14 protein-coding genes are annotated in these 16,139 nt (G+C 73.9%); 7 read left to right on the forward strand and 7 right to left on the reverse strand.

The genetic code is table 11. The annotated features are described in order from the left end of the window. Positions 1-53 precede the first annotated feature (53 nt). Entirely contained in the window at positions 54-641 is a 588-nt protein-coding gene (locus tag ABZY31_RS24795) for a GNAT family N-acetyltransferase (RefSeq protein WP_356413888.1), read from the forward strand. A 62-nt stretch (positions 642-703) separates the two neighbouring features. After that, complete coding sequence (locus tag ABZY31_RS24800; protein WP_356413891.1) at positions 704-1,870, forward strand: crosslink repair DNA glycosylase YcaQ family protein; 1,167 nt, start codon at positions 704-706, stop codon at positions 1,868-1,870. A 53-nt stretch (positions 1,871-1,923) separates the two neighbouring features. Here ABZY31_RS24800 and ABZY31_RS24805 read toward each other — a convergent pair whose 3' ends face one another. The 6 genes from ABZY31_RS24805 to mtrA form a co-directional block, all read right to left on the reverse strand. After that, positions 1,924-2,649, reverse strand: coding sequence for a response regulator transcription factor (locus ABZY31_RS24805; protein ID WP_356413894.1), 726 nt, complete (start codon positions 2,647-2,649; stop codon positions 1,924-1,926). 225 nt (positions 2,650-2,874) lie between these two features. Then, positions 2,875-3,603, reverse strand: coding sequence for a ribosome-associated translation inhibitor RaiA (gene raiA, locus ABZY31_RS24810; protein WP_356413931.1), 729 nt, complete (start codon positions 3,601-3,603; stop codon positions 2,875-2,877). 285 nt (positions 3,604-3,888) lie between these two features. Next, positions 3,889-4,617, reverse strand: a complete 729-nt coding sequence (locus tag ABZY31_RS24815; RefSeq protein ID WP_356413897.1) for a phosphoribosyltransferase family protein — start codon at positions 4,615-4,617, stop codon at positions 3,889-3,891. Between the two features lie 482 nt (positions 4,618-5,099). Then, complete coding sequence (locus tag ABZY31_RS24820; protein WP_356413899.1) at positions 5,100-6,914, reverse strand: LpqB family beta-propeller domain-containing protein; 1,815 nt, start codon at positions 6,912-6,914, stop codon at positions 5,100-5,102. A gap of 58 nt (positions 6,915-6,972) precedes the next feature. Further along, positions 6,973-8,994, reverse strand: a complete 2,022-nt coding sequence (gene mtrB, locus ABZY31_RS24825) for an MtrAB system histidine kinase MtrB (RefSeq protein WP_356413902.1) — start codon at positions 8,992-8,994, stop codon at positions 6,973-6,975. A gap of 1 nt (position 8,995) precedes the next feature. Further along, on the reverse strand, positions 8,996-9,685 hold the full coding sequence (gene mtrA / locus ABZY31_RS24830) for a two-component system response regulator MtrA (RefSeq protein ID WP_283455169.1): 690 nt from the start codon (positions 9,683-9,685) through the stop codon (positions 8,996-8,998). 611 nt (positions 9,686-10,296) lie between these two features. Here mtrA and ABZY31_RS24835 point away from each other — a divergent pair. The 5 genes from ABZY31_RS24835 to ABZY31_RS24855 are packed head-to-tail and all read left to right on the forward strand — an operon-like array spanning position 10,297 to position 15,496. Further along, a complete protein-coding gene (locus ABZY31_RS24835; RefSeq protein WP_356413904.1) occupies positions 10,297-11,247 on the forward strand; it encodes a hypothetical protein in 951 nt (316 codons plus the stop codon). Between the two features lie 4 nt (positions 11,248-11,251). Further along, a complete protein-coding gene (locus ABZY31_RS24840) occupies positions 11,252-11,944 on the forward strand; it encodes a DUF4129 domain-containing protein (RefSeq protein WP_356413907.1) in 693 nt (230 codons plus the stop codon). Beyond that, positions 11,941-13,188 (forward strand): DUF4350 domain-containing protein, encoded by a 1,248-nt coding sequence (locus ABZY31_RS24845; RefSeq protein WP_356413910.1) that lies wholly within the window; start codon positions 11,941-11,943, stop codon positions 13,186-13,188. Before ABZY31_RS24840 ends, ABZY31_RS24845 begins: the two co-directional genes overlap by 4 nt. Next, positions 13,185-14,186, forward strand: coding sequence for a MoxR family ATPase (locus ABZY31_RS24850; RefSeq protein WP_356413913.1), 1,002 nt, complete (start codon positions 13,185-13,187; stop codon positions 14,184-14,186). Before ABZY31_RS24845 ends, ABZY31_RS24850 begins: the two co-directional genes overlap by 4 nt. After that, positions 14,186-15,496, forward strand: coding sequence for a DUF58 domain-containing protein (locus tag ABZY31_RS24855; RefSeq protein WP_356413916.1), 1,311 nt, complete (start codon positions 14,186-14,188; stop codon positions 15,494-15,496). The genes ABZY31_RS24850 and ABZY31_RS24855 overlap by 1 nt, the downstream gene beginning before the upstream one ends. On the opposite strand, the gene cpt is transcribed toward ABZY31_RS24855, so the two are convergent. Beyond that, positions 15,493-16,032, reverse strand: coding sequence for a chloramphenicol phosphotransferase CPT (gene cpt / locus ABZY31_RS24860; protein WP_356413919.1), 540 nt, complete (start codon positions 16,030-16,032; stop codon positions 15,493-15,495). The two genes, ABZY31_RS24855 and cpt, sit on opposite strands and share 4 nt — an antisense overlap. Positions 16,033-16,139 lie beyond the last annotated feature (107 nt).

Genomic DNA, 16,139 nt, shown 5'->3' on the forward strand with positions numbered 1-16,139 from the left:
GTGTGCGGTGAAAACTGTTCGCCCGCCGACCCGCCGCCGCGCAGAATCACCGGATGGAACCGAGCACGCTGACCACCGGACGCCTGGTACTGCGCCCGCACCTGCCCGCCGACGCCGCGGAGGTGCACGCGGCCTGCCAGGACCCCGCCATCCAGCGGTGGATACCGGTGCCCGTGCCCTACGGGGTCAAGGACGCCGAGACCTACGTGGGCGAGACCGTGCCGCGCGGCTGGCGCGAGGACACCGAGTACAACTTCGCGGTCCGGCTCGGCGCGGACGGCCCGCTCGTCGCCACCCTGGGCGTGCATGCCCGCGGCCCGTACGCGCACGAGATCGGCTACTGGTCCGTGGCCGCCCACCGCGGCCGCGGCTACATGACCGAGGCCGTCACCGCCGTCGCCCGCTGGGCCTTCACCGAGGCCGGCTGCGTGCGGCTGATCTGGCGCGCCGGGATCGGCAACGACGCCTCCCGGGCCGTCGCGGAGAAGTGCGGCTTCGTGGTCGAGGGCGTGCAGCGCGCGGGCATGGAGCACCGCGAGACCCTCCGGGACTGCTGGACCGGCGCCCTGCTCCCCTCCGACCTGGGCCTGCCCTCCCGGCTGCCCTACCTGCCCTCGCCCCGGGCGGCCTCCCGGCGGTAGCCGGGGCGTCCGGATCCCCCGGCCCGGCGGCGTTGTCAGTGGCGCGTCCTAGGCTGCGGGGCATGACCTCCGCCACCGTGTCCCTGTCCGTCGCCGAGGCCCGGCGGATCTCCCTGCGGGCGCAGGGCTTCCTCGGCGCCCCCGACCGCCGGGGCGGGGTCCGCGGGGTCCTGCGCCACCTGGGCGCCGTGCAGCTGGACACCATCTCGGTGCTGGCCCGCTCGCACGAGCTGATTCCGTACGCGCGCCTGGGCGCGGTCGGCCGGCCCGCGGTGGAGGCCGCGTACTGGTCGGGCAACCACGCGTTCGAGTACTGGTCGCACGCGGCCTGCATCCTGCCCGTCGAGGAGTGGCCGCACTTCGCGTTCCGCCGCCGCGCCCGCCGGGAGAAGGGCTACCGCTGGCACATCCTGGCGGAGAAGGACCGTTCGACGAAGGCGGTCCTGGACCGGCTGCGCGCGGAGGGCCCGCTCACCTCCACCGAGCTGGGCGGCGCGAAGAACGGCGGGGAGTGGTTCGAGTGGTCCGAGACCAAGATCGCGGTGGAGTGGCTGCTCGACATCGGCGAGGTGGTCTGCACCGAGCGCCGCGGCTGGAAGCGCGTCTACGACCTGCCCGAACGGGCGGTCCCGCAGGCCCTGCTGCACGACGACCTGAGCGACACCGAGTGCCTGCGCCGCCTCGTCACCCTCGCCGGCCGGTCCCTGGGCGTCGGCACCCGCAGTGACATCGCGGACTACCACCGCCTGAAGAACGACCAGTTCGACGCGGTGATCGCGGACACCGGGCTGGTCCCGGTCGAGGTCGAGGGCTGGTCCAAGGCCGCCTGGGCCGACCCGGCCGCCCTGGCCACCGCCCCGCGCGGGCGCCACCGTACGACGCTGCTCTCGCCCTTCGACTCGCTCGTCTGGGAACGCCCCCGGACCGAGCGGATCTTCGGCTTCACGCACCGGCTGGAGGCGTACGTGCCGAAGCCGAAGCGGATCCACGGCTACTTCGCCATGCCGCTGCTGGCGGGCGGCCTGCTCCAGGGCCGGGTCGACCCGGCCCGCGAGGGCACGACGCTGGTGGCCCGCCAGCTCTCCCTGACCACCCCGGCCGCGGCCCGCCCGATGGCCGAGGCGCTGCGCGAGGCGGCGTCCTGGGTGGGCTGCGACGAGGTCCGGGTGGACCGGGAGCGCAATCCGGTGGAGGCCGCCGCCGTCACCGCGGAGCTGGCCGCGCTGTAGGCCGCCGGGCGGATCTGGGGGTCAGCGGGCCGGCGGGTCCGGGGGTCGGCGGGTCAGCGGATTTCGAGGATCTTCTCCCGCATCGCGTAGACCACGGCTTCCATCCGGGAGTGCAGCTGGAGCTTCTCCAGGATGTTGCGGACGTGGTTCTTCACCGTGTTCTCGGAGATGAACAACTCCTTCGCGATGTCGCGGTTGTTCATGCCGGTCGCCACCAGCTTGAGCACCTCCAGCTCGCGGTCCGTCAGCCGCGGCGCGGGCACCAGCCGCCGCTCGTCGGTGCGCTGGATCATCGACTTGAACTCGGTCAGCAGCTTGGAGGCCATGGACGGGCTGATCTGCGACTGCCCGTCGGCCACGGCGCGGATCGCGGTGGCGACCTCGTCCGTGGAGATCTCCTTGAGCAGGTAGCCCGTGGCCCCGGCCTTGATCGCGTCGTAGAGGTCGGCCTCCTCGTCGCTGATCGTCAGCATGATGATCTTCGCGGAGGGGGCGACCTCCTTGATCGAGGTACAGGCCTCGATGCCGCCGCGCCGGGGCATCCGCACATCCATCAGCACGATGTCCGGCAGCAGGTCAGCGGCCTTGTCCACCGCCTCCGCGCCGTCCCCGGCCTCGCCGACGACCTGGATGTCCTCCTCCTGCGCGAGGACGATCTCCAGTCCGCGCCGGAAGAGCGCGTGGTCGTCGACCACGAGGACACGGATCGGTTCACCGCCCGGGCCCGTCCGGCGGTCCGCACCGTCGTCACCGCGCACCGGTCCGAAGCTGTCCGCCATCGTTCCTCCCCCTGCAAGGCCGTGGCCCGAATTCATGTGCCGCTGCCGCACCGATCCGTGCGGTCTGCGCGGATCCGGCGGCGTCCGGCGCCAACGCGGCGCAGTCGGACGCCGGCTGACTGTCCGCCATGATTCCATGCCCGGGCCACCGGGCGGGGGTTCCCCGTGCGCATACGGGTGCCCCCGGTGACGCCGGAGCGTGACCGGGGGCATCGCAGGGGGCTGTCAGCCGCCGAGTGCGCCGCCCGCGCCGCCCGGCGATTCCTCCGTGCTGGAGGCACCGTCGGGGTTCACGTGGATGACGCCGTAGTCGTAGGCGTGCCGCCGGTAGACGACACTGGGCAGCTTCGTTTCGGAATCGACGAACAGATAGAAGTCGTGGCCGACCAGTTCCATTTCGTACAGGGCCTGGTCGAGCGACATGGGCGAAGCCGAGTGCGTCTTCTCGCGGACGATCAGCGGGCCTTCGCCCTGAACTTCGAGCGGTCCGATCCGGGTCGTCGGGACCGCGTCCGCCTTCTCTTGGGACACCACCTCGCCGTTCGCGTTCAGCTCCGCGACACCCGGCACGACGTCGGCGACCTCCGCCGCCGAGAGCCGGCCGCTGCCGCGGCGGTTGTGGCGCTTGTCGTGCTGCTTGCGCAGTCGGGCCTCGAGCTTGTCCTGAGCCAGGTCCAGCGCCGCGTAAGGGTCTGCGGCAGCCGCCTCGGCACGGATCACGGGTCCCCGCGAGTGGAGGGTGATCTCCACGCGGTCGGAACGGTCGGCCTGACGCGGGTTGTGTTCCTTGGACACCTCGACGTCCAAGCTGATCACCTTGGCGTCGAGCCTCTGGATCCGCTCCGGATTCAGTTTCTCGGCCACGTGCTTGCGGAACCGCTCGGGCACTTCGGTCTTGCGGCCCTTGACGACGATGTCCACGCAGAACTCCGTTCCCGGATAGCTCCGCCTCAGCGGCGAAGCGTCTCCCTTTTGCACCAGACCCCGGTGAACACCGGAGCCTCGGACTTGGCGACTTTCACCTCCTCCTCCCCCATCGGCAAGATCACAACCCCACCGACGTTGGAGTCGAGGGGCACGCCTGCCCGATGCGGAGAAGCTCCGAAGCGCGAGTTCTTCTTCAACCGAACATATCCCTCTTGGCCGGTTGTCGACACCCGCTGCCGGAACATACCTCCGTTCAGGTGGCCATTCCCTCGTACTACCTGCAACGATGCGCCTTCCCTTCCAGTTCCTGATCTATTCACCGGTTCCTTGCGCTGTTCGAGTCGCGAGCGCGTCGAAGGACCCGGCCGGGGCGGCCACGACGGCCGCGCGCAGCCCCTCGGGCGCCGCTCCCGACGCCCGCAGGGCGCGGGCCGCCTCCGCGAGGGTGTGGCCGGTGGTGATCAGGTCGTCCACGAGCACGAGCCGGCCGCCCGCGAGCGGCCGTGCGCCCCCGGGGCGCACCTCCAGGGCCCCCGCCAGGTTCGCCCGGCGCTGCCCGGCCCCCAGGCCCGCCTGGTCGGCCACCCGGCGCCGCTGGCGCAGTACGGGCGCCACGCGCGCGGGGATCCCGGCCCGGCGCAGCCGCGCCGAGGCCGCCAGCGCGATCCTGCGGGCCGGGTCGTGGCCGCGGGCCCGGACCTGGCGCCGTGCGGAGGGCACCGGCACCAGGACCAGCCCCGCCCGGTCGCCCCCGTCACCGCCCGCCAGGACCGCGGCCGCCAGTGCCCCTCCCAGGGGCCCGGCCAGGGGCAGCGCCCCGCGCTCCTTGTGCGCCAGCAGCACCGCGCGTACGCCGCCCGCGTACCCGGCGGCCGCGTGCACCACGGGCAGCCCCGGCGGCGCCGGGCGCGGCCGCACCACCCCCGCCGAGCCCCCGCCCAGCGCCTCCCGGCACCCCTCGCACAACCACACCCGCGCCACCCCGCACCCGGCACACTCCGCAGGCACCACCAACCCGGCGATCTCCCCCCACCACCCCATCCCCCCACTCTCCCGCACCCCCACCACCCCCACACCCCCTGTGGACAACCCCGGCAGGGCGCCTGCCGCCGGTCGCACGTTCCCTCCGGGTGCGCCTCAAACGCCGGCGAGGCTTGTTTCGTCACCCGACGGGACCGACCACTGAACTGCCCGCCGCCGGGCTCGCGCTGTGGGCCCTCCGGGGGCGCCTCAAACGCCGGCGAGGCTGATTTCGCCCCCGTCACCTCAAGTCGGCCCGCCTCCCGCCTGCGCTCATGGCGCCCCGGAGGGCACACAAGGCGAGCCCCACCCCCAAACCGCAACCAAATCCAGCCCCGCCGGCGTTTGAGGCGCCCCCGGAGGGCACACAAGGCGAGCCCGCCCCCTCACCCGCACCACCAGCCGTACACGGCAAAGCGAGACCAGAGCCCGGAGACCAAGGATCAGGAACCCGGGTCGGAGGCCCGGAAGCCGGATCACCCGCCCATAACCCGGATCAAAGGTCAGCCCGGATACACCGGCCCCCGCCCCCCCGCCGCGGCCGTGCGCCACTGCGCGCCCGGCGGCAGCCAGACGATGCCGTCCTCGTCCGAGCACCCCACCACCGGCTTCTTCTCGTCCTCCGACGCCGCCACCGCCGTCAGCCCCGTCGCCCCCGGCAGACTCGCCGCGACCATCGACCCGTCGGCCAGCACGTACCGCGCCTGCACCACCCCGCCGCTCTCCCGCCCGACGACCAGCAGCCGCCCCCGCGGGGCCCAGCTCATCGCGGTCACGGTCGCCATCTGCGGCGCGGCCGGACGCAGTTCGCGTACGGACACGGCGGCCGCGTCCGCCTTGTCCTCGGGCCGTTCGATCCGCCCGATGTACAGGTTCCGGCGGCCGTCCTTCGTCACCAGCAGCGCGATCCGCACCCCGTCGGACGACACCCGCAGCTGGGTGATCTGCCCGTTGTCGAGCCCGGCGACGTCCACCCGTTCGGGTGCGCCGGTCCCGCCCGGCACCCGCCACAGCCCCGCGTTCTGCGGGTCCTGGTCCGCGATCCACAGGTCGCCGCGCGCGTCCCAGCTGGGCGCGGTCAGCTTGTTCGCCTTGCTGGTCAGCGCCGACGGCGGCAGCGGCCCGGCCGTGGTCAGCGAGACCACGTGCAGGGCGTGCCCGTCCTCGGAGACGACGGCGGCGCGGTGCTCGTCGTAGGTGACGGCCGCCGAGCCCACCTTGAGGCCGGCGCCCGCCGCGGACAGCGGTCCGGGCACCGGCTCGGCCGGGTCCTGCTGGTCCTCCTTCTCGACCGCGAGGTTCATGCGGACCAGCCGGTGGTCCTTGTCCACGTAGTACTGGAAGCGCGGCGACGGCGCCCGGGTGGCGATCGTGGCCGCCGCACCCTCGGTCACCGCGCACAGGGACGAGCCGTCGGAGCGCAGCAGTTCGACCCGGTCGAGCCGGGAGGTCGTCATGTCCCGCACGGTGTAGAAGAGTTGGGTCGCCATCTTCTGGCACTGCGGGTGCGCGACGTTGTCGGCCTTCTCGTTGAGCGGCACCCGCAGGGTGTTCTGGCCGTCGTACGAGAGGGACTTGGTGCCCTCGCGCAGCTCCGTACCGGTGGGGAAGTTGGAGGCGACGACCGGGCCGAGCCACTTGGAGGGCCCGGTCAGCAGGGACCGCACGGTCTGCGTCATCGGGTCCATCCGCGTGTCCGGATCGGTGCGTTGACGCACGTAGACGGGGTCGGCGACGAGCGTCCCGTCCGCGAAGTAGTACTTGTTGACGGGCCGGAAGATCCGCTGGAAGTCGGACTCGCTGAGCACCATGCCGCCGGGCGGCGAGGCGATCCGCCACTGCTTGTTCTTGTCCTGGACGAGCTGGATGAACTCCTCGTAGCGCCCGCCGCCGGTGTCCGGCTGGTACGCGCTGCGCTCGTCCACCGTCGCGAGCCGCTTGCCGGTGACCTTGAACCGGGGGCCCTCGGGGTCCTTCTCGCCCTGGACCGAGATCCGCGTGATGCCGCCGGACAGGACGGTGATGGCGGAGCCGGGCCGCCAGCTCTTCGCCGCGTCGTCGGTGAGGTACTTGCGGGCGGTCTCCAGCTGCGGGTCGTCGCTGGTCATCGCTTCGAGGAAGCCGTCGACGATCTCGGGCGGGGTGGCCTTGTCGGAGGGCGGTACGCCGAACACCCGCACCTGCGAGTCGACGCCCTGGGAGGCCTGCACCTCGCTGATCTCCCCGTGGTCGGGCATGGAGGCGCAGCCGGACGCCAGCAGCGCGGCGCACAGGACGGCGCCGAGCCCGGCCGTCAGCCGCCGGGTGCGACCGGGCACGGGGCCAGGCGTGCGACCAGGCGCGCCACCAGCCGTTCGACCGCGCGTGGGATCGGGCTCAGCGTCCACCGGTTGCGTCCTCCTGTGCGTGATTCACCGCTCCGCCACCGGCACCACCCGCACCGCTGGGATCACCCGTACCACCCGTACCGCCACCACCCGCACCGCCGCCACCGCCCGCCTCCGCGGTCCGCGACACCACCCGCGCCCCGGACCCCGGCAGCGCGGTGGGGTCCGCCGGTACGGGCGTCGCCGAGGCGACCGCCGAGCGCGGCGGGATCTGCGACCGGTTGGCCGGGCCCGGCTGCGCGGCGTCGGCGCCGCCGCCGATCCGTCCCTCGGCCGCCGCGCGCGCCCGGTTCGCCCGCGAGTCCTCGGGCTCCAGCGGGATCGGGGAGCCGCGCAGCGGTTCGTCGGCGGTGCGGGGCAGCGTGAGGCGGAACTGCGAACCGCCGCCCGGTTCTCCCCAGGCCTGGAGCCAGCCGCCGTGCAGCCGGGCGTCCTCGACGGCGATGGAGAGGCCGAGCCCGGTTCCGCCGGTGGTCCGGGCGCGCGCCGGGTCGGCGCGCCAGAAGCGGTTGAAGACCCGGGTGGCCTCGCCGGGCTTGAGGCCCACCCCGTAGTCCCGTACGGCCACGGCGACAGCCCCGCCCGCCGAGGCGAGCCGGACCACCACGTCGCGGCCGTCCCCGTGCTCGACGGCGTTGACGACGAGGTTGCGCAGCACCCGCTCGACCCGCCGGGCGTCGGCCTCGGCGATGACGGGCTGGGCGTCACCGAGCACCCGCACCCGGCTGCCCTTGCGCTCGGCCAGCGGTTCGGCGGCGTCGATGACCCGGTGGACGACGTCGCGCAGGTCGATCGGCTCCGCCTCCAGCGCGGCGGCCCCCGCGTCGAACCGGCTGATCTCCAGCAGGTCGGCGAGGAGCGACTCGAAGCGGTCGAGCTGGCCCGCGAGCAGTTCGGCGGCGCGCGCGGTGACCGGGTCGAAGTCGACCCGGGCGTCGTGGATGACGTCGGCGGCCATCCGGACGGTGGTCAGCGGGGTGCGCAGCTCGTGCGAGACATCGGAGACGAACCGGCGCTGCATCCGGGACAGCTCTTCCAGCTGCTGGATCTTGTGCGAGAGGTTCTGCGCCATTTTGTTGAAGGCTTCGCCCAACCGGGCGATGTCGTCCTCGCCGGTGACCTTCATCCGCTCCTGGAGCCGCCCGGCGGAGAGCCGCTCGGCGACCCCGGCGGCCATCCGGACGGGCGTGACCACCTGGCGCACGACGAACCAGGCGATGGCGCCGAGCAGCACCACCACGAACAGCCCGGCCGTGGCGATGGTGGTCTTGACCAGGTTCAGCGACTCCTGCTCCTGGGTCAGCGGGAACAGGTAGTACAGGTCGTAGGGCTCCCCGTTGATGTCGGTGAGCCGCTTGCCTATGACCAGCGCGGCCTCGGACTCGGTGCCCGGGGTGCTGTAGTGGATGCTGGAGAAGGTCAGGAAGGTGCCGGTCGCGTGGTCGACGGACTTGCGCAGCGCCATGGGGACGCTGGCCGGGTCGACGTCGCCGGAGGCGCGGGCACCCCGTACGCCGGGCCCCATCTCACCGGTTCCGGCGCCGAGCGCGACCACCTCGAAGGCGGTCTGGCCGCCACTGGCCAGCTGTTTGACCAGCGAACTCATCCAGGTACTGGCGTCCCGGCCGGCCTTGGTGTCGACGGCGGTGGGATCCGGCCCGTCGGAGGTGGAGGGCGCGTTGGCCTTCTCCTGTGCGACCGCGAAGCCGCCCGCGGCCTGGCTCTGCGCGGCCTCCTCCTTGGCGTCGAGGAGCCCCTTGCTGACCGAGGCGATGACGACGAACCCGAGGCTGAGGACCACCGCGAGCGACATGAGCAGGGTGCCGGCGACCACCCTGAGCTGGAGGTTGCGCCGCCAGAGGCGGACAGCCGGAAGCAGCGGCCTGCGTACGAGCCGTACGAACAGCCGCAGGACGGGACCGCCGGCCGCTCCGTCAGCCACCTGACGGAGCTGCCGACCGCCCCGCAGGGCCCCCCGACGGGAACCGGAGGAGGGCCTGCCGGGCTTCATCTCAGCTCGGTCCGGCCTTGTAGCCGACGCCACGGACGGTCACCACGATCTCCGGGCGCTCCGGGTCCTTCTCGACCTTGGAGCGCAGTCGCTGAACATGCACGTTGACCAGGCGGGTGTCCGCCGCGTGCCGGTAGCCCCAGACCTGCTCCAGCAGCACCTCGCGGGTGAACACCTGCCAGGGCTTGCGGGCCAGCGCGACCAGCAGGTCGAATTCGAGCGGGGTCAGCGCGATGGAGGCGCCGTCCCGCTTCACGGAGTGCCCGGCCACGTCGATGACCAGGTCACCGATGGTGAGCTGCTCGGGCGCGGGCTCCTCCGAGCGGCGCAGGCGGGCCCGGATGCGGGCCACCAGCTCCTTGGGCTTGAACGGCTTGACCATGTAGTCGTCGGCGCCGGACTCCAGCCCCACGACCACGTCCACCGTGTCGCTCTTGGCGGTGAGCATCACGATGGGCACGCCGGATTCGGCGCGGATCAGCCGACAGACCTCTATGCCGTCCCGTCCGGGCAGCATGAGGTCGAGCAGTACCAGGTCCGGCTTCGCCTCCCTGAAAGCAGCCAATGCCTTGTCGCCGTCCGCTACGAACGACGGCTCAAAACCTTCTCCACGCAGCACAATGCCGAGCATCTCGGCCAGCGCGGTGTCGTCGTCGACGACAAGGACGCGTCCCTTCATGGTTGACATCATCCCATTAGCTAATCGTTACCTGGCGGTGAGCTGTCCCACAGCCAAAAGGGCTGGAAATCGCCCCTCTGACCTGCGTCGTGATCCAGTCGTCCAGTCTGCCTCGGATCCGGGCGACAATTGAAGGTGCGGGCCGGTCCGATGTACCGGGGGAGGAGCCGGTCCGTCCGGCGTTCCCACGTGGCACGATGGCAGCGACCCGGCGCCCCCGGCGCCCCCGTCAGCGCAGTACACGTGAAGGAGCGACGATGAACGACTCTCCGGGCTGGGCTACGCCCGGACCCTCTCCGTCCGAAGGTGAGCGCGAGAGCGCTCCCGGTACGAACGGTACGGGGGCGCAGCCGCCATCTTCACCGCCTTCCCCCCAGAACCCCGCTCCGGCCGACTCCAAGTGGTCCGCCGAGCAGCCTCCGGCCGGCCAGTGGTCCAGCCCCGGCGCCGCCCCGGCACCCGGCGAGCCCGCCGCCCCCGCGGACGGCTCCGCCCCGCAGCCCCAGCCCGGCGCGGGCTGGGGCTCGTACGGCAGCCCGCAGCCCGGCCGGTACGGCGCCCCCTACGGCGGCCACCCCGGGCAGCCCGGCGGCTGGGGCAAGCCCCCCGCGGCCAAGCCCGGCGTGATCCCGCTGCGCCCCCTGGGCCTCGGCGAGATCCTCGACGGCGCGGTCACCACCATGCGCACCCACTGGCGCTCGGTCCTGTCCGTCACCGCGGTCGTCGCCGTGATCGTGCAGCTGGCCACCGTGATCTTCCAGCGGTACTCGATGAACCGCCTCATGACCGACCCGGGCAGCATCACCGGCCCCGGCGAAATGCTCGACGTCATGGGCGGCAGCCTCGCCGTCTCGGCCGTCAGCATCTTCATCCAGGTCATCGGCGGCGTCCTCGCCACCGCCTTGCTCACCATGATCTTCAGCCGCGCCGTGCTGGGTCAGCCCTCCACGGTCGCCGGCGCCTGGCGCGACGCCCGCCCGCAGTTCCTCCGCCTCGCCGGACTGACCCTGCTGCTCACCCTCGCCTCCGCGGCCCTGCTCCTGGTCCTGATGCTCCCGGGCATCCTCGCGTCCAGCACGGGCCTGGCCCTCCTCGGCGGGGTCGCGGGCCTCGCGCTCCTCGCCTGGCTGTGGGTCCGCTTCAGCCTGGCCTCGGCGGCGCTGATGCTGGAGAAGGCCACCATCCCGAAGGCCCTCGCCCGCTCCGCGAAGCTGGTCAGCGGCGCCTGGTGGCGGATCTTCGGCATCTCGATGCTGACCGCGCTCATCGTCGGCATCGTCTCGATGATCATCGCCGTGCCGTTCTCGGCCATGGCCGTCATCTTCGGCGGCGGCTTCGACGACATCGTCGCCGGGAACACCCCCGACAGCTGGCCCTACCTGATCATCATGGCCCTCGGCGGCGTGATCGCCATGGCCGTCACCATGCCGATGCAGTCCGGCGTCACCGTCCTGCTCTACATCGACCAGCGCATCCGGCGCGAGGCCCTCGACCTGGAACTCGCCCGCGCGGCCGGCGTCCAGGACTACGGCACCCCCGGCGCCGCCGCACCGCACCCCGGCGCCGGAGGCTGATGCGGTGATCACCTCGGGGGGACCGATCACACGCACCGCCGCGGGCCTGCTGCCCCGGTCCGAGACACCACCGCTGACGACACCGCGCGACGCGGCCCGCGAGGCCGCAGAACGCGAGCTGTCCAAGCCGCTGTACCACCAGAACGACCCGAGCCCCGTCCAGCGGGCCATCGACCGCTTCTGGGAATGGCTCGGCGACCTCACCGGCTCCGCCGCCGACGCCACACCCGGCGGCGCCGTCGGCATCCTGGTCATCGTCCTCGTGGTCGCCCTGCTCATCGGCGCCCTGTGGTGGCGGCTCGGCTCCCCCCGCCGCGCCGCCACCAGCGGCCAGGTCCTCTTCGACGAAGGCGTCCGCAGCGCCGCCGACCACCGCGCGAGCGCCGAGGCGCACGCCGCCGCCGGGCGCTGGACCGAGGCCGTCCAAGAGCGCATGCGCGCCGTCGTGCGCTCCCTGGAGGAACGCACCCTGCTCGACCCGCGCCCCGGCCGCACCGCCGACGAGGCCGCCGCCGAAGCCGCGCGCTCCCTCCCCGCCCACAGCGGCGAACTGCACGCCGCGGCCCGGGCGTTCGACGACGTCACCTACGGCGGCCGGACCGCCGACACCGGTACCTACGCCCGCCTGCGCGACCTCGACGCCACCCTGCAGCGCACCCGTCCCGTCCTCACCACCACGGGAGGACCGGCCGCATGAGCACCGCCCGCACTCCGGCGCCGCCCCCCGCACCCCCGCACCCCGCGCCCCCGGCCGGCGCCGCGCCCGCTGCCGCCCCCACCTCCACCGCGGTCGGCGCCGCCCGCATCTGGCGCCGGGCCCGCGGCTTCCTCATCGCCCTCACCGCCCTGCTCCTCGCCGGCCTCGTCCTGGCCTCCCTGCAGTCCGGCGGGCAGCACGGGCGGCTCGACCCGCGCTCCCCCGACCCCACCGGCAGCCGGGCCCTCGCCGAACTCCTCGGGGAACGCGGCGTCACCACCCGCGTGGTGACCACCACCGCCGAAGCCGCCGCCGCGGCCGGCCCCGGCACCACCCTCCTGGTCACCGACCCGGACCTGCTCGGCGCGGCACACCGCTCCACCCTGCGCTCCGCGACGGACCGCGGCGGCCGTACGGTCCTGCTCGCCCCCACCGGCAGCACCCTGCGCGATCTCGCCCCCGGCGTCCGCACCAAGGGCTCCGCGCACGAGACCACCCTCTCCCCCGCCTGCGCGCTGCCCGCGGCCACCGCCGCCGGGCGCGCCTCCACCGGCGACGGCCTCCGCTACACCACCGACCTCCCGCGGGCCCTGTCCTGCTACCCGAGCGCGGGCGACCCCACCCTGCTGCTCCTCCCGGGCGCCGGCGGCGCGGACACCGTCGTCCTCGGCTCCGGACAGATCCTGCAGAACGACACCCTGGCCGACGAGGGCAACGCCGCCCTCGCCCTCCACCTCCTCGGCTCCCGGCCCGCACTCGTCTGGTTCATCCCCTCGGCCGCCGACCTCGCCGACGGCGCGGACGAGCAGGACAAGAGCTTCCTCGACCTCGTTCCCGCCGGCTGGGGCTGGGCCCTGCTCCAGCTCACCGCGGCCGCCGCCCTCGCCGCGCTCTGGCGCTCGCGCCGCCTCGGCCCGCTGGTCACCGAGCAACTCCCGGTCGCCGTCCGCGCGTCCGAGGCCACCGAGGGCCGCGCCCGCCTCTACCGCAAGGCCGGCGCCCGCGACCGGGCCGCCGACGTGCTGCGGGAGGCGGCCCGCGAGCGCCTGGCCGCGCTGGTCGGCGTACCGCCCGCCCGCGCACAGGACCCCGCCGCCCTGCTGCCCGCCGTCTCCGGCCGGCTGACCGGCGCCGAACACGACCCGGCCGGGCTGCTGTTCGGCCCCACCCCCTCCGACGACGCGGCGCTCGTCGCGCTCGCCGACCACCTCGACGCCCTCGAAAGAGAGGTCCGTACCTCATGACGGCCACGCCCGCCGACGCCTACCCGGCCGCCCCCGCCCACCCGGACGCGGACCGCGCACGCGCCTCCCTCGAAGCGCTGCGCACCGAGATCGGCAAGGCCGTCGTCGGCCAGGACGCCGCCGTCACCGGCCTGGTCGTCGCCCTCCTGTGCCGCGGCCACGTGCTCCTCGAAGGCGTCCCCGGCGTCGCCAAGACCCTCCTGGTCCGCGCCCTGGCAGCCTCCCTGGACATCGGCACCAAGCGCGTCCAGTTCACCCCCGACCTGATGCCGAGCGACATCACCGGCTCCCTCGTCTACGACGCCCGCACCGCCGAGTTCTCCTTCCAGGACGGCCCGGTCTTCACCAACCTGCTGCTCGCCGACGAGATCAACCGGACGCCCCCCAAGACCCAGGCCTCCCTGCTCGAAGCGATGGAGGAGCGCCAGGTCACCGTCGACGGCACCCCCCGCCCGCTCCCCGAGCCCTTCCTCGTCGCCGCCACCCAGAACCCCGTCGAGTACGAGGGCACCTACCCGCTGCCCGAAGCCCAGCTCGACCGCTTCCTGCTCAAGCTCACCGTCCCGCTGCCCTCCCGCGCGGACGAGATCGGCGTCCTGACCCGGCACGCCGCGGGCTTCGACCCGCGCGACCTCACCGCCGCCGGCGTGCGCCCCGTCGCGGGCCCCGCCGACCTCGAAGCCGCCCGCCGCGCCGTCGCCGCCACCACCGTCTCCCCCGAGATCACCGGCTACGTCGTCGACATCTGCCGCGCCACCCGCGAATCGCCGTCGCTCACCCTCGGCGTCTCCCCGCGCGGCGCCACCGCCCTGCTCTCCACCGCCCGCGCCTGGGCCTGGCTGACCGGCCGCGACTACGTCACCCCCGACGACGTCAAGGCCCTCGCCCTGCCCACCCTGCGCCACCGGGTCCAGCTGCGCCCCGAAGCCGAAATGGAAGGCGTCACCGCGGACGCGGTCATCACCGCGATCCTCTCCCACGTCCCCGTTCCGCGCTGATGGCCCTCACCGGACGCGCCGCCCTGGTGGCGGCCCTCGGCGCGCTCCCCGTCGGCCTGCTCGAACCGAGCTGGTGGGGGATCCTCGCCGTCAACGGGCCCCTGGCCGCAGCCTGCGCCGTCGACTACGCGCTCGCCGCGCCGGTCCGCACCCTGCGCCTCGCCCGCTCCGGCGACACCGCGGTGCGCCTGGGCGAGGGCGCCGAGGTCCACCTCACCGTCACCAACCCCGGCGGACGCACCCTGCGCGCCCGGATCCGCGACGGCTGGCCCCCGAGCAGCTGGCTCCCGGGAACCGAGGCCGCCGCCTCCCGGCACGGCCTCACCGTCCCCGCGGGCGAACGCCGCCGCGTCACCACCCGCCTGCGCCCCGCCCGTCGCGGCGACCGGCGCGCCGACCGCGTCACCGTCCGCTCGTACGGGCCGCTCGGCCTGCTGGCCCGTCAGGGCGCCCACGTCGTGCCCTGGACGGTCCGCGTCCTGCCCCCCTTCACCAGCCGCAAGCACCTGCCGTCCCGGCTCGCGCGCCTGCGCGAACTCGACGGCCGCACCAGCGTCCTGACGCGCGGTGAGGGCACCGAGTTCGACAGCCTGCGGGACTACGTGCCCGGCGACGACACCCGCTCCATCGACTGGCGGGCCACCGCCCGCCAGAACAAGGTCGCCGTCCGCACCTGGCGTCCCGAGCGCGACCGGCACATCCTCATCTGTCTCGACACGGGCCGTACGTCGGCCGGCCGCGTCGGGGACGCCCCGCGCCTGGACTCCGCGATGGACGCGGCCCTGCTGCTGGCCGCCCTCGCCACCCGCGCGGGCGACCGCGTCGACCTGCTGGCCCACGACCGGCGCACCCGCGCGCAGGTCCAGGGCCGCCCGCCCGGCGACGTCCTGCCCGCCTTCGTGAACGCGATGGCCCCGCTGGAACCCGAACTCGTCGAGACCGACGCCCGCGCCATGGTCTCGACCATCCTGCGCAGTGCCCCGCGCCGCTCCCTGGTGGTCCTGCTGACCAGCCTGGACGCCGCCCCGATCGAGGAGGGCCTGCTCCCGGTGCTGTCCGGCCTCACCCAACGCCACACGGTCCTGCTGGCCTCGGTCGCCGACCCGCACATCGCGGCCATGACCGCGGCCCGCGGCTCGGTCGACGCGGTCTACGACGCCGCCGCGGGCACCCGCACCCAGGCCCAGCGCCGCCGCACCGCAGACCAGCTCTCCCGCCACGGCGTCCACGTGGTCGACGCCACCCCCGACACCCTGGCCCCGGCCCTCGCCGACGCCTACCTGGCCCTCAAGGCCGCCGGCCGCCTTTAGCCCTGGAACCGGACCCGCTGGGCAATGGCCCGCGCGCACTCCATCGCTTCGGTGCGCGAGGTGTCCACCTCCAGGTCGTAGACCACACCCCGGTGCACCGCCTCGGCCTGCGCCACGGCCATCCCGGCCCCCCGGTCCCCGCGCGCCACTTCCCGGCCCGCGGCGACCGCGGGCTCGCACCGCACCCCGACCCACAGCACCACGAGCCCGTCCAGCGCCTCCCGCCAGCGCCGCTGCGAATCCGGCCCGCCGAGGAACACCTCGTCGACGATGACCCGCGCCCCGGCCCGCGCCATGGCGGCGACCCCCGCGATCCAGGCCGCTTCCAGCGCCCTGAACTCCGGCCCGACGACGACCTCGCCGTCCGCCGCGAACTCGATCCCGTCCCCGGATTCACGCATCGCGGCGGGCATCGCGTCGACCAGCGTGTCGACCCCGAGCGCCAGCCAGGGATCCGGCAGGACCGCCTGCAGACACCCGGCGATCCCGGACTTCCCCGAACTTGAACCACCGTTGAGCACGATCACCTGGGTCATGAACTCACCCTAAACGCAGAAAAGCCCCGCACCATAAGGTGCGGGGCTTTCCCACAATAATTGTTCGGCGGCGTCCTACTCTCCCACAGGGTCCCCCCTGCAGTACC

This window comes from Streptomyces sp. NPDC006529 (assembly GCF_040611795.1).
Classification (GTDB): domain Bacteria; phylum Actinomycetota; class Actinomycetes; order Streptomycetales; family Streptomycetaceae; genus Streptomyces.

Bases quoted from the DNA above. Each gene is read 5' to 3' on its own strand.
- ABZY31_RS24845 (WP_356413910.1), top strand. From the start codon at position 11,941: ATGAGCACCGCCCGCACTCCGGCGCCGCCCCCCGCACCCCCGCACCCC.
- ABZY31_RS24805 (WP_356413894.1), bottom strand. From the start codon at position 2,649: ATGGCGGACAGCTTCGGACCGGTGCGCGGTGACGACGGTGCGGACCGC.
- cpt (WP_356413919.1), bottom strand. From the start codon at position 16,032: ATGACCCAGGTGATCGTGCTCAACGGTGGTTCAAGTTCGGGGAAGTCC.
- ABZY31_RS24815 (WP_356413897.1), bottom strand. From the start codon at position 4,617: ATGGGGTGGTGGGGGGAGATCGCCGGGTTGGTGGTGCCTGCGGAGTGT.
- ABZY31_RS24795 (WP_356413888.1), top strand. From the start codon at position 54: ATGGAACCGAGCACGCTGACCACCGGACGCCTGGTACTGCGCCCGCAC.
- mtrB (WP_356413902.1), bottom strand. From the start codon at position 8,994: ATGAAGCCCGGCAGGCCCTCCTCCGGTTCCCGTCGGGGGGCCCTGCGG.
- ABZY31_RS24855 (WP_356413916.1), top strand. From the start codon at position 14,186: ATGGCCCTCACCGGACGCGCCGCCCTGGTGGCGGCCCTCGGCGCGCTC.
- mtrA (WP_283455169.1), bottom strand. From the start codon at position 9,685: ATGATGTCAACCATGAAGGGACGCGTCCTTGTCGTCGACGACGACACC.
- ABZY31_RS24850 (WP_356413913.1), top strand. From the start codon at position 13,185: ATGACGGCCACGCCCGCCGACGCCTACCCGGCCGCCCCCGCCCACCCG.
- ABZY31_RS24800 (WP_356413891.1), top strand. From the start codon at position 704: ATGACCTCCGCCACCGTGTCCCTGTCCGTCGCCGAGGCCCGGCGGATC.